Raw genomic sequence first — 12,226 nt, forward strand, 5'->3', positions numbered from 1 at the left:
GACCTGAGTACCCTCAGCTGCATGGCGCCGAATGCACACGAAGCGAAGATGGCGCACCCGCGTATGGCAGCGGGTGCGCTTTTCTTTGATGCCGCCGGGCGGATCCTCATGGTGGAGCCCTCCTACAAGGACTACTGGGAGATCCCCGGCGGGTACGTCGAGGCCGGCGAGTCCCCGCTGCACGCCGCCATCCGCGAGGTCCAGGAGGAGCTGGGGATCACCCCGCCCATCGGGCGCCTGCTCGCGGTCGACTGGGCTCCCAGCGAGGCCGAGGGCGACAAGGTGCTGTACCTGTTCGACGGCGGTCAGCTCACCCAGAACGACCTGGCTGCGATCACCTTGCAGCCGGAGGAGTTGAAGAGCTTCGCGTTCGTGTCTCCGGAACAGATCACCGAGCGTACGATCCCGCGCCTGGCACGACGCATCCTCGCAGCCACACAGGCTCGGAACGAAGCTGCCCCGGTCTACCTCGAACACGGGCAGAAGCCTGTCAGCGAGGCGGCATGACGACGCCACGGACCATGAGCCGAGAGGAAGGCATCCTGCTGGTGCAACGGCTCATGGACGCCGACTACGCCGACGAGACGGAAGCCGACCAGCTCATCGCAGCACTGAAACGCGGCCTCGGCTGCCCGCACATCAGTGACTACGTCTTCTGGGACTTCGATCAGCAGCTGACGGCTCAGAAAGTCGTGGACCGAGCCCTGGCCTACGAGCCGTTCGCTCTGTGATCAGAGCGCGGCAAGACTTTCCCTTACTTCATCAAGGCCCGCGCACGGCGCGGGCACGCGCCGCCTCTGCGGCGCGGCCTGCCTGCTGTCTGCGCCCCGGCTGGCCGCGCCCGGCGGCGCGCTGCGTGCATGCGGGGAAGGGCGGGACGTTATCCGCGGGCACAAGATGATGCCTCCGGCGGGGGATCGGCCGGCACCGAGATGGAGGGGGCGCCGTTCCCGACTGCGGGCACATCGTGGTGAGCGTGGGGACGCTCCCATCCCGTCCACCATCGGCCCAGGCAGAGCCGAGCAGCCGCGGCCCATGGCGTCCAGGTCGTTCGTACAGTGGCGCGCTCCACCTGGACGCCATGGACCACCGCCCGCTCCACATTCGTGTGGGTCGGCGGCGGACGGGATGGGAGCTGGGGCTAACAACGGCTAACACAATGAGCTGAGTTGTCGGTGGGTGATCAGGCAGCAGGCGAGTTTGAGGAACGCTTCGTGGATGTCGGCTCGGCGTTCCCAGCGGATCCTCAGGCGCCGGAAGCCGTGCAGCCACGCGAAACTCCGCTCGATTACCCACTGGTAGGTGCCCAGTCCTGTGCCGTGTCGTGTTCCGCGGCGGGCGATGGCCGGCACGATGCCGCGGTCGCGGACCTGCTCGCGGTAGATGTCGTGGTCGTAGCCGCGGTCGGCGAAGAGCGAGTCGGGTTTGCGGCGGGGCCGTCCGATACGGCCGCGGACGGGCGGGATCGCGTCGAGCAGGGGCAGGAGCTGGGTGACGTCGTTGCGGTTGCCACCGGTCAGCAGGACGGCGAGCGGGGTGCCGTGCCCGTCGGTGTTCAGGTGGTGCTTCGAGCCGGCCCGGCCTCGGTCGACCGGCGAGGGGCCCGTGTGGCTCCCCCTTTTAGGGCCTGACGTGGGAGGAGTCGACCACGCAGCGGGACCAGTCCAGCCGAGAGGCTGCGTTCAGTTCGGCCAGCAGGACCTCGTGCAGTCGTTGCCAGACGCCAGCCTCGTTCCAGTCCCGCAAGCGTCGCCAGCAGGTCATGCCCGAGCCGAAGCCCAGCTCCTTCGAGAGGTACTCCCACTGGATGCCGGTATGGAGCACATACAGGATCCCGCACAGCACCTCCCGGTCCGGTAAGGCCTTGCGGCCCGGGTACCGGAAGCGCCGATCGCGCTGCGGCAGCAGCGGCTCCAGGCGATCCCACAGTTCATCCGACACGATCCACGGCGATGTCCCCACACCGGACCGAACGCTCAACTCCAGCTCCAGAAACGGCCATCAACGCCGATCCACCTCACTGTGTTAGCCGTTGCAAAGTGGTGGGCTGAGCAGGGTGCTATGTCAATCGGCCGGTTGAGCCACAGCAACTCAAACTACCTTCAATTCGGGGCAAAGTTTGACGAGCTGTTCAGACATAAACCTGATGTCTTGACGAATGTTGCGGTAGTCAAACCTCAAATACTGGAGACGCGCCACGCGTGCCACAACCTCAGGGAGGATCGTCTCGTCTAGGCGCTCAGCCCCCGAGAGGAGTACCGGAATCACAATCTTTTCGTTCTTGAACGCTTCCTCGATCTCTCTCGAAACCCAATCCCCTTTCGTCTCGGGAATGAATCCAGTTGCCCAATCCTCATCCACGATGACGAGTAGCACTTCGCAGGCGGCGACACACTCAAGTATCGAATCAGAATAGTCTGACCCGGGAGCTATGGACCTAGCTGCGCGAAAGACTTCATGTTCCCCGAAGTGGCTGGACAGTAGCTCGTCAAGTAAGGCGGCAGCGTAAGCGCCTCCCTTTTTGCGGTAGTTGATGAAGATTCGCGCCATTTTACCTCTCTTTGCGCTCGAACGACACGCTCGCTTTTCCTTGAAGATCCCCCTGCATCGCTTCTGCCCCCTAGGCTAATCGACTTAAAAGCGGAATGCCCGCACCGGAGTTGAGAACCTGAGGTCACACCCGCTGGGTGGCGAAGGGAGAACTTATGGCTGAAGCATCTCGTACTAAGCGCCAGCAAACCGGCAAGAGTGTCACAGAGTCGTCGATACCGTCACAAAACTTAGATGATCTGGTATCGAGCTCGGACCTGCTGGATATGGCGAAATGGCATATCGACAGATACGACCGACTGCGCAGCTCTACTTCGGTCCGGGCTTCAGTAATGCTGAGCGCAAATGCGATCCTAGCGAGCGGCTCGCTGATTCTGGTGAATTATCATCTCCAAACCGCCAGAGATTCGCGCCTGTTCTGGATAGAGGCCGTGTTTTGCGTGCTGGCCGTATTGACGCTTTCGCTCATCCTTCGAAGTCTCTGGAGTTCCATCAATGCCATCGCGGCACGGAAGACAACGCGCGTTCTGCACTCTACTGAGATACCTTCCAGATTCCTATTTAACTGGGGAGACACGCTCAAATCGGTAGATGGTCATAGCGACTTCTCCAGAAAGGTCAGAGATCTCACCTTGGATTCAATGCTAGGCCATGCCACGGCAGAGCTTTGGACGGACATCTTGCAGCACTCTCAACGGCATCGACATCTCAGATCTGCCATCAATACATTCCGGTACTGCGTCATGGCCCTGCTCGGCTTGGCGGCTTTCACGTTCGCTGTATCGCTTAGATGATCACCGGCACCCGCATCTTCGGGGAGAGGTAGCTGTGTGCTACGCCCAACGCTGAGGTCGTCCGCACGGGAAAGGCCGGGACTCGGTCGAGTAGCGGTTCTGCAGGGGTGGCCCGCTGGTCAGACCGTGGGCTGGCCGCGAGCTCCTGGGCCGTCCCTGGGCCGTCCAAGGCCGCTCAACACTGACCAGCGGCAACCAGCAGTGACAGAGGTCCTACCCGACGACCCCAGGTCACGCCCATCCGTCTGCGACACTGATAGAGCCATGCCTAAGCCCGGAGAACTCACTTTCGTCGCCCCCCGCGGAGCCAAGAAGCCGCCGCGGCATCTCGCCGACCTCACGCCCGCCCAGCGCAAGGATGCCGTGGCCGAGATCGGTGAGAAGCCGTTCCGTGCCAAGCAGCTCTCGCAGCACTACTTCGCGCGGTACGCGCACGACCCGGAGCAGTGGACCGACATCCCGGCCGGATCGCGCGGCAAGCTTCAGGAAGCGCTGTTCCCGGAGCTGATGACCGTCGTACGGCATCTGTCGACCGACCAGGGGACCACCCGCAAGACGCTGTGGCGGCTGTTCGACGGGACGCTCGTCGAGTCGGTGCTGATGCGCTACCCGGACCGGGTGACCATGTGCATCAGCTCGCAGGCGGGGTGCGGGATGAACTGCCCCTTCTGTGCGACGGGGCAGGCGGGGCTGGACCGGAATCTGTCCACCGCGGAGATCGTCCACCAGATCGTCGACGGTATGCGGGCGCTGCGGGACGGCGAGGTGCCCGGCGGTCCCGCGCGGCTGTCCAACATCGTCTTCATGGGGATGGGCGAGCCGCTCGCCAACTACAACCGGGTGGTCGGCGCCATTCGCGCGCTCACCGATCCGGCGCCGGACGGCCTCGGGCTGTCGCAGCGCGGGATCACCGTCTCCACCGTGGGGCTCGTGCCGGCCATCCACCGGTTCGCCGACGAGGGCTTCAAGTGCCGGCTCGCGATCTCCCTGCACGCCCCCGACGACGAGCTGCGCGACACCCTGGTCCCCGTGAACACGCGGTGGAAGGTGCGCGAGGTGCTGGACGCCGGGTTCGAGTACGTCGAGAAGAGCGGCCGCCGGCTGTCCATCGAGTACGCCCTCATCCGTGACATCAACGACCAGGCGTGGCGGGGAGACCGGCTGGGGCGGCTGCTCCGGGGCAAGCCGGTGCACGTCAACCTCATCCCGCTGAACCCGACCCCGGGCAGCAAGTGGACCGCCTCGCGGCCCGAGGACGAGAAGGCGTTCGTGGAGGCGATCGCCGCACACGGGGTGCCGGTGACCGTCCGGGACACCCGTGGACAGGAGATCGACGGAGCCTGTGGTCAGCTCGCCGCCACCGAGCGGTAATCTGACCGGGTCCACATATCTTCATATTCCGACAGGGGAGCGCCACAGCGCTGAGAGTGCGGCGGACAGGGCCGCAGACCCTCTGAACCTCGCCCAGGTCATTCTGGGTAGGAAGTTCGGTCATCACTCAAGCTGTTGCGCCCTGCCCGGGCCTCCCTCGCGGAGCCCGGGCAGGGCCGCGTCTCTTCCTGGCCAACCCCCAGGAGGACATCCGGTGCAGAACAAGACCTTCGTGGCCGTCGCGGTCGGGCTCGGCCTGATCACGCTGTCCGCGTGCGGTTCCGGCGGCGGCGGCAAGCCGTCCGCCGCCGATTCCAGGACCGTGACGCTCGTCAGCCACAACTCGTGGGCCATCTCCAAGAGCGTCCTCGCCGACTTCGAGAAGAAGACCGGGTACAAGGTCCGCAACCTCCAGGACGGCGACGCCGGGCAGGCCGTCAACAAGGCCATCCTGACCAAGGACAACCCGCAGGGCGACGTCTTCTTCGGCGTCGACAACACCCTGCTGTCCCGCGCCCTGGACAACGGCCTCTTCCAGCCGTACACCGCCAAGGGCCTGGACAAGGTCGGCACCCGGTACCAGCTCGACCGGGGCCGGAACCGGGTCACGCCCGTCGACTACGGCGACATCTGCGTCAACTACGACAAGGCCTACTTCAGCAAGCACAGGCTGACCCCGCCGCAGACCTTCGCCGACCTGGCCAAACCGCAGTACAAGAACCTCCTCGTCACCGAGAACGCGGCCACCTCCTCGCCCGGCCTCGGCTTCCTGCTCGGCAGCGCCGGGCAGTTCGGAGACAACGGCTGGCAGGGCTACTGGAAGAAGCTCAAGGCCAACGGCGTCAAGGTCGTCGACGGCTGGGACCAGGCCTACTACCAGGAGTTCTCCGGCTCCTCCGAGGGCAGGAAGGCGGGCGGTGACCGGCCGCTGGTCGTGTCCTACGCCTCCTCGCCGCCCGCCGAGGTCATCTACGCCAAGAAGCGGCCCGGCACCGCCCCGACGGGGGTGGCGTACGGCACCTGCTTCCGGCAGATCGAGTTCGCCGGCCTGCTCAGCAACGCCAGGAACCCCAAGGGCGCCAAGGCGTTCATCGACTTCCTGGTCTCCAAGGAGTTCCAGGAGGACATGCCGCTGAACATGTTCGTCTACCCGGTGGTGCAGGGCGCGAAGGTGCCCGCCGAGTTCACCGAGTACGGCAGGGCCGCCGACCACCCCGAGACCATGACCCCCGGCAAGATCGCCGCCAACCGTGACCAGTGGGTCAAGCAGTGGACCTCGCTCGTACTGAAGTAGCGGCGTCCCGGCGCGGGAACGCGGCGCGGCTCGGGCTCGTGGCCCTGCCCGTCGCGTTCTTCGCGCTGTTCTTCGCCTGGCCGGTGGCCGCGATCGTCGCGCGCGGGCTGAAGGTCGACGGGGTGTGGCGGCTCGGGCGGATCGCGGACGTCGTCACCGAGCCGGACATCCGGCAGGTGCTGTGGTTCACCACCTGGCAGGCGCTCGCCTCCGCCGCGCTCACCCTGCTGCTCGCGCTGCCCGCCGCCTATGTCTTCGCCCGCCTGGACTTCCCGGGCAAGCGGCTGCTGCGGGCCGTCGCCACCGTGCCGTTCGTGCTGCCGACGGTCGTCGCCGGCAGCGCCTTCCTGGCCGTGCTCGGGCACGGCGGGCTGCTCGACCAGCTGTGGGGCGTACGGCTGGACACCACGGTCTGGGCGATCCTGCTCGCCCATGTCTTCTTCAACTACGCGGTGGTCGTCCGTACCGTCGGCGGGCTGTGGGCCCAGCTCGACCCCCGGCAGACGGAAGCCGCGCGGATGCTCGGCGCCTCCCCGTGGCAGGCCTGGCGGAAGGTGACGCTGCCCGCGCTGGCGCCCGCCGTGGCCGCCGCCGGGCTGATGGTGTTCCTGTTCTGCTTCACCTCCTTCGGCATCGTGCAGATCCTCGGCGGCCCCACCTTCTCCACCCTGGAGGTGGAGATCTACCGGCAGACCTCGGAGACCTTCGACCTGTCCACGGCCGCCGTCCTCACCCTGGTGCAGTTCGCCGCCGTCGGCGCGATCCTCGCCGTGCACGCCTGGACGGTACGGCGCCGGGAGAGCGCCCTGCGGCTGGTCGACCCGTCGGTGACCGCGCGCCGGCCGCGCGGCGCCGGACAGTGGGCCCTGCTCGGCGGGGTGCTGCTGACCATCGGCCTGCTCCTGGTGCTGCCGCTCGCCGTGCTGGTCCGCCGCTCGCTGGACGCGCCCGGCTTCGGCTACTACCGGGCACTGACCGACGCCGACAGCGGTACGTTCCTGGTGGCGCCGGTGCAGGCGGTGTGGACCTCGCTCCAGTACGCCTGCGCCGCCACCGCCATCGCCGTGCTGATCGGCGGGCTCGCCGCGGCCGCGCTGGCCCGCCGGGACGCCGGACGGCTGCTGCGGGGTTTCGACGCGCTGCTGATGCTGCCGCTCGGTGTCTCCGCCGTGACCGTCGGCTTCGGCTTCCTGATCGCCCTGGACAAGCCGCCGCTGGACCTCAGGCAGTCCTGGATCCTCGTCCCGCTCGCGCAGGCGCTGGTCGGCGCCCCCTTCGTCGTACGGACCATGCTGCCCGTGCTGCGCGCGGTGGACGCACGGCTCCGGGAGGCGGCCGCCGTGCTCGGTGCCTCGCCGTGGCGGGTGTGGCGCGAGGTCGACCTGCCGCTGGTGCGGCGGGCGCTGCTGGTCGCCGCCGGGTTCGCGTTCGCCGTCTCGCTCGGCGAGTTCGGTGCGACCGTGTTCATCGCCCGGCCCGACAACCCGACGCTCCCGGTGGCCGTGGCCCGGCTGCTCAGCCGCCCCGGCGATCTCAACTACGGCCAGGCGATGGCCCTTTCGACCATTCTGATGGTGGTGTGCGCCGCCGCGCTGCTCCTGCTGGAACGGCTGCGCACCGACCGGACGGGGGAGTTCTAGATGCTGCTGAGCCTGGAGGCCGCGACCGTCCGCTTCGGCGGCCGGGCCGTGCTCGACGCGGTCGACCTGGAGGTCGCCGAGCACGAGGTGGTGTGCGTGCTCGGGCCCAGCGGCAGCGGAAAGTCCACCCTGCTGCGGGCGGTGGCCGGGCTCCAGCCGCTGGACTTTGGACGGGTGCTGCTCGACGGACGGGACCGGACGGCGTCCCCCGCGCACAAGCGGGGCATCGGCCTGATGTTCCAGGACCACCAGCTCTTCCCGCAGCGGGACGTCGGCGGCAATGTCGCCTTCGGGCTGCGGATGCGCGGCATGGCGCGGGCCGAACGGGACGCCGAGGTGGGTCAGTTGCTGGAGCTGGTCGGGCTGCCCGGGGCCGCCCGGCGGGCCGTGGCCGGGCTCTCCGGCGGCGAGCAGCAGCGCGTCGCCCTCGCCCGCGCGCTCGCGCCCCGGCCCCGGCTGCTGATGCTGGACGAGCCGCTCGGTCAGCTCGACCGCTCGCTGCGCGAACGCCTGGTGGTCGAACTGCGCGAGCTGTTCGGCCGGTTGGGTACGACCGTGCTCGCCGTCACCCACGACCAGGGCGAGGCGTTCGCGCTGGCCGACCGGGTGGTGGTGATGCGGGACGGGCGGATCGCCCAGTCCGGCACCCCGCTTGAGGTGTGGCAGCGGCCCGCGGACGCGTTCGTGGCCCGCTTCCTCGGCTTCGACAACGTGGTCCCGGCGACCGTCGTGGGGACGGCCGCCGACAGCCCGTGGGGCAAGGTGCCGGTGCCCGACGGCTCGCCGCAGGGGGCGCGCACGCTGCTCGTCCGGCCCGCCGGGGTCCGGCTGGTCGCCGCCGACCAGGGGCTGCCGTGCACGGTGAGCGCCCGCACCTTCAAGGGCACGCATGTCGCCGTCCATCTCCAGCCCGCGGACGGACCGCGCATGGAGGCGGCCTGCGCGCTGCGCGACGCGCCGGAGACCGGGGACACGGTGGGTGTCGAGTTCGACGCGGCCGACATCGTCGTACTGGACTGACCGGCGCGGCTGAATCCATGGGGGCGGCCGCCGGGCGCGGCCGAATCCATGGGGGCCTGCCGCCGGGCGCGGCCGAATTCATGGGGTCCGGCCGGTGGGCGCGGCTTAGGGTGAGGCCATGACTTTGCTCGCACATGACCGCTACTGCGATGAAATCGCCCTCCAGACCGAGCAGTTGAGGGCCGTGGTGACCTCCGGGGCCGATCTGTCGGCGACCGTGCCGACCTGCCCGGACTGGTCGCTGGAAGAGCTGGTACGCCATATGGGCGGCGCCCTGCGCTGGGTGGACGCGCTGGTGCGCGCCCGGGCGCAGGAGAACATCCCCTGGGACCAGGTGCCGCTCGGTGCCGGGCCGGAGGAGCGGGGGGACGCGGTCGCCCTGGACAAGTGGCTGGCGGAGAGCGGCGAGCGGGTCGTCGCGGCGCTGCGCGAGGCCGGCCCCGACGCGGCGGTGTGGAGCTGGAAGGGCGAGCCGACCGCCGGGTTCTGGGCCCGCCGGATGACCCATGAGATCACCGTGCACCGCGCGGACGCGGTCCTCGCCGCCGGGCAGGGCTACACGGTGGCGCCGGAGACCGCGGCCGACGCGATCGACGAGTGGCTCGGCATCATCGGCTTCATCCAGCAGCACCGGGGCGATGACAAGCGCTTCCGGCTGGAGGGGCCCATGCGCTCCATCCATCTGCACGCCACCGACGCCGGCCCGGAGCTGAACGCCGAGTGGCTGCTGGAGTTCGGCGCGGAGGGCGTGCGCTGGCGCCGCGGCCACGAGAAGGCGACGGCCGCGCTGCGCGGACCGCTCACCTCGGTCATGCTCGCCTTCTACCGGCGGCTGCCGCTGGACACCCCCGGCCTGGAGGTGCTGGGCGAGCGCGAGGTGCTGGAGTCCTGGCTGGGCTGGACCACCTTCGGCTGAGCATCGCGGCGGTGGGGCCCGCCCCCGGACTTCCGGTGTCCTCGGGGGCGGGCCGGACGCTCAGCCGTTGCCGCGTGCTCCGCGGCGGCGCAGGCCGAAGAAGACCGCACAGCCGCCGACGACGACCAGCGCGGCCGCGATTCCGGCGATCAGCGGCATGTTGGAGTCGGCGCCGGTCTCGGCGAGGTTCGAGCTGCCGGCCGCCGGGGACGGCGCGTTGCTCGGGGCGCCCGCCGGGGCCGGGCTGGACACCGACGCCGACGAGGTCGGGGTCGGCGTCGCGGACTCGGCAGGCGCGGACGCGGACGCGGACAGGGAGGGCGCCGGGGCCGAGGGGGCCGGGGCCGAGGGGGTGGGAGCCGAGGGGGTCGGCGTCGCGGTGTCGGTCGTACAGGCGGCGGCCGGGGTGGTGAGCTGCCCCGCCAGGTCCTGGTCGACCGGGCCGGCCGTGACATGGACGCGGTAGGTGTTCTTCGGCTGCCAGTTCTCCGTGAAGGTGACGGAGGTGCCCGCGGCCGATCCCTTCACCTGCTGCTGACCGATCTGCTTCTCGACTCCGCCGGCGTTCTCGCGGAACAGCGTGACGGTTGCCGGGGTGGCGCCCTTGTCCGTGTCGGTGACGACGATGACGCCCTTGCCGTCGGCGCACTTGGCCTCGGCCTTGAAATCCGAGATGTCGCACGCGAGTGCCTGGCCGGCGATGCCGAGGGCGAGCGCGGCCGTCGCGGAGGCGACACCCAGCACGCGCACGGAACGGCGTGCGCTGCGGAGAGTTATGGACACGTTTGTCCTTTACAGAGCATATGTGCGGGGGGTTTCGGGGAGGCTCACTGGTCTATAAGCGCCCCGCGAGCAGTGTCAACGCATATGCCTGTGACGGGAGTTGGCTTTACCTGCTTATTAATCGCTCATGTGTTTGCTCTCGGTCGCGTTGCGTGCGTGATGCGTGTGTGGTGGGTGCGGCTGGGCGGGCGCGGGGTGCGCCCGCCCGTGCCGGGCATGCCGGGGCGGGGTCAGCTCTGGACGGCGGCCGGGTCCATCCAGATGACCTCCCAGGTGTGGCCGTCGAGGTCGTCGAAGGCGCGGCCGTACATGAAGCCGTGGTCCTGGGTCTCGCCGCTCGGGGTGCCGCCCGCGGCGAGCGCCTTGTCGACCAGCTCGTCGACCTTCTCGCGGCTCTCGGCGCTGAGGGCGACCAGCACCTCGCTGGTCGTCGTGGCGTCGGCGATCTCCTTCTTGGTGAAGGTCGCGTAGAACGGCTTGGTGAGCAGCATCGCGACGATGGTGTCGCTGATCACCACCGAGGCCGCCTTCTCGTCGCTGAACTGCGGGTTGATCGTGTAGCCCAGCTCCGTGAAGAACTTCTTCGAGGCGTCGAGGTCGTTCACGGGCAGGTTTACGAAGATCATCTGCTGGTACATGGTGGGCCCTTCCCCATCGGTGTCGATCGTTTCGCCTGGGTAGACCGGCGGCCCGCGCCGAACTCATCGGCGGGGCCGGAAATTTCTTCGATCTTTTTTACGGCGGTCCGCCGGCGCGCCGCTCAGCCGGCCACCGGCAGCGCCGCCAGCGCGGCGATCAGCAGGGTGAGCGGCCCGAACAGGGCCAGCAGGGCGGCGGCGCGAAGGGCCGCCGCGGCGCGCAGCATCGTCGCCGGTGCGCCGAGCCGGAGCAGGGCGGCGGTGGTGTCGGCGCGGCTCTGCCGGGCTTCCACGGCCGCGGTGAGCAGGGTGGCGACCGTGCAGCCGGTGACCAGGAGCCCGCCGAGGGTGGTCAGCGGGCCGAAGGAGGGCAGGGGGCGGTCGTACAGGGTGGTCATGGCGTAGCCGGTGGCCGCGACCGCGCAGACGACGCCGAGGGGGCGGCCGATCCGGGTGGCCTCCGTCATCAGCACCCGGCCGGCGAGGAGGCGCAGGGCGCCGGGCCGGACGGACTGGAGGAGACGGCCGCAGAGGTGGGTGAGGCCGGGGGCGGCCAGCACCAGACCGGTGGCGGTGAGGAGGCGGCTGAGCAGGACGACGAGGCCGGAGTGGGGGGCGTAGGGGTGGAGGGCCAGGCCGGTGGCGAGCAGCGCGATGCCCCAGGGGAGACCGGTGGGGTTCTGGGCGTCGGGGGTGGGGGGCGTTGGGGCGGTTAGGCTGGCCGCCGCCTGGTAGGGGGGCATGGCGCTGCCAGGGTCCGCAGCTTCCGCCCCAGCTGCGGGACTGTCCGCCGGGTGCGTGGGTGACGGGGGGCTGTCCGAACCCGTTCGTACCGTCACGGTGGCCGAGCCGGCCGTGGAATGCGCCTGGGCGTAGGTGCGGCTGGCATTGCTGGCGCGCGGCCCGGCGGCGGGGCCGGTTGCGGGGTCCGGGTGGGCCGGGGTGTCGTCCGGGCCCGCGGCTCCCGTCTCGGTGGTGGGGCCGGGCGCGGGGTGCGCGTGGGGCTCGGTACGGTCCGGTGACTCAGGGTGGTCCGGGCCCGATCGCGCCGTACCGGCGGCGGGCATGGCCGCGGGATGCCTGCGCGGCGGGGCAGCGTCCGTGTCCGCACCTTCCGGCTGACCGGCGTGATCGGTCACGAACCCCGTGCGGGCCGGGGCGTCGGCCGAGTCCGTCTCTGCCCACCGGGCCACGGAATCGCCGTGGGCCGGAGAGCCGTC

12 protein-coding genes and 1 pseudogene are annotated in these 12,226 nt (G+C 69.5%); 8 read left to right on the forward strand and 5 right to left on the reverse strand.

What is annotated here, in order from left to right; translation table 11 throughout:
- Positions 1–21: 21 nt before the first annotated feature.
- Together ACZ5CZ_RS01630 and ACZ5CZ_RS01635 are read left to right on the forward strand one after the other, a co-directional pair.
- Positions 22–507 (forward strand): NUDIX domain-containing protein, encoded by a 486-nt coding sequence (locus ACZ5CZ_RS01630; RefSeq protein ID WP_468938221.1) that lies wholly within the window; start codon positions 22–24, stop codon positions 505–507.
- 14 nt (positions 508–521) lie between these two features.
- Positions 522–731, forward strand: a complete 210-nt coding sequence (locus tag ACZ5CZ_RS01635; RefSeq protein WP_468938224.1) for an e9imm peptide — start codon at positions 522–524, stop codon at positions 729–731.
- A 420-nt stretch (positions 732–1,151) separates the two neighbouring features.
- Here ACZ5CZ_RS01635 and ACZ5CZ_RS01640 read toward each other — a convergent pair.
- Together ACZ5CZ_RS01640 and ACZ5CZ_RS01645 are read right to left on the reverse strand one after the other, a co-directional pair.
- A protein-coding gene (locus ACZ5CZ_RS01640; protein WP_468938407.1) for an IS5 family transposase occupies positions 1,152–1,962 on the reverse strand; the annotation gives its coding sequence in 2 pieces (ribosomal slippage) (positions 1,152–1,625 and positions 1,627–1,962; 810 coding nt in all).
- A 129-nt stretch (positions 1,963–2,091) separates the two neighbouring features.
- Positions 2,092–2,550, reverse strand: a complete 459-nt coding sequence (locus ACZ5CZ_RS01645) for a TIR domain-containing protein (RefSeq protein ID WP_468938227.1) — start codon at positions 2,548–2,550, stop codon at positions 2,092–2,094.
- 155 nt (positions 2,551–2,705) lie between these two features.
- Between ACZ5CZ_RS01645 and ACZ5CZ_RS01650 the strand changes: the two genes are divergently transcribed.
- From ACZ5CZ_RS01650 to ACZ5CZ_RS01675, 6 genes are all read left to right on the forward strand, one after another.
- The gene (locus ACZ5CZ_RS01650; RefSeq protein ID WP_468938230.1) at positions 2,706–3,344 is read left to right on the forward strand and encodes a Pycsar system effector family protein; all 639 of its coding nucleotides are present in this window, start codon (positions 2,706–2,708) and stop codon (positions 3,342–3,344) included.
- A 264-nt stretch (positions 3,345–3,608) separates the two neighbouring features.
- Complete coding sequence (gene rlmN / locus ACZ5CZ_RS01655; RefSeq protein ID WP_385839689.1) at positions 3,609–4,715, forward strand: dual-specificity RNA methyltransferase RlmN; 1,107 nt, start codon at positions 3,609–3,611, stop codon at positions 4,713–4,715.
- Between the two features lie 214 nt (positions 4,716–4,929).
- Positions 4,930–6,009 (forward strand): thiamine ABC transporter substrate-binding protein, encoded by a 1,080-nt coding sequence (locus tag ACZ5CZ_RS01660; protein ID WP_468938235.1) that lies wholly within the window; start codon positions 4,930–4,932, stop codon positions 6,007–6,009.
- Positions 6,010–6,047: 38 nt separating this feature from the next.
- Positions 6,048–7,649, forward strand: a complete 1,602-nt coding sequence (locus ACZ5CZ_RS01665) for an ABC transporter permease (RefSeq protein ID WP_468938238.1) — start codon at positions 6,048–6,050, stop codon at positions 7,647–7,649.
- A complete protein-coding gene (locus ACZ5CZ_RS01670) occupies positions 7,650–8,669 on the forward strand; it encodes an ABC transporter ATP-binding protein (RefSeq protein WP_468938240.1) in 1,020 nt (339 codons plus the stop codon).
- 118 nt (positions 8,670–8,787) lie between these two features.
- A complete protein-coding gene (locus tag ACZ5CZ_RS01675; protein ID WP_468938243.1) occupies positions 8,788–9,585 on the forward strand; it encodes a maleylpyruvate isomerase family mycothiol-dependent enzyme in 798 nt (265 codons plus the stop codon).
- Positions 9,586–9,645: 60 nt separating this feature from the next.
- Here the strand turns inward: ACZ5CZ_RS01675 and ACZ5CZ_RS01680 are convergent, their stop codons facing one another.
- The 3 genes and pseudogenes from ACZ5CZ_RS01680 to ACZ5CZ_RS01690 all read right to left on the reverse strand — a co-directional run.
- Complete coding sequence (locus tag ACZ5CZ_RS01680; RefSeq protein WP_468938245.1) at positions 9,646–10,368, reverse strand: LAETG motif-containing sortase-dependent surface protein; 723 nt, start codon at positions 10,366–10,368, stop codon at positions 9,646–9,648.
- A 230-nt stretch (positions 10,369–10,598) separates the two neighbouring features.
- A complete protein-coding gene (locus ACZ5CZ_RS01685) occupies positions 10,599–11,006 on the reverse strand; it encodes a VOC family protein (protein WP_468938248.1) in 408 nt (135 codons plus the stop codon).
- Between the two features lie 122 nt (positions 11,007–11,128).
- Positions 11,129–11,791, reverse strand: a pseudogene (locus tag ACZ5CZ_RS01690) (hypothetical protein); the annotation flags it as partial.
- Between the last annotated feature and the right edge of the window lie 435 nt (positions 11,792–12,226).

The organism is Streptomyces sp. NPDC031418 (assembly GCF_055581605.1).

Coding starts and splice junctions, on each gene's coding strand:
- ACZ5CZ_RS01630 (WP_468938221.1), top strand. CDS start 22: ATGGCGCCGAATGCACACGAAGCGAAGATGGCGCACCCGCGTATGGCA.
- ACZ5CZ_RS01685 (WP_468938248.1), bottom strand. CDS start 11,006: ATGTACCAGCAGATGATCTTCGTAAACCTGCCCGTGAACGACCTCGAC.
- ACZ5CZ_RS01650 (WP_468938230.1), top strand. CDS start 2,706: ATGGCTGAAGCATCTCGTACTAAGCGCCAGCAAACCGGCAAGAGTGTC.
- ACZ5CZ_RS01675 (WP_468938243.1), top strand. CDS start 8,788: ATGACTTTGCTCGCACATGACCGCTACTGCGATGAAATCGCCCTCCAG.
- ACZ5CZ_RS01645 (WP_468938227.1), bottom strand. CDS start 2,550: ATGGCGCGAATCTTCATCAACTACCGCAAAAAGGGAGGCGCTTACGCT.
- ACZ5CZ_RS01670 (WP_468938240.1), top strand. CDS start 7,650: ATGCTGCTGAGCCTGGAGGCCGCGACCGTCCGCTTCGGCGGCCGGGCC.
- ACZ5CZ_RS01635 (WP_468938224.1), top strand. CDS start 522: ATGAGCCGAGAGGAAGGCATCCTGCTGGTGCAACGGCTCATGGACGCC.
- rlmN (WP_385839689.1), top strand. CDS start 3,609: ATGCCTAAGCCCGGAGAACTCACTTTCGTCGCCCCCCGCGGAGCCAAG.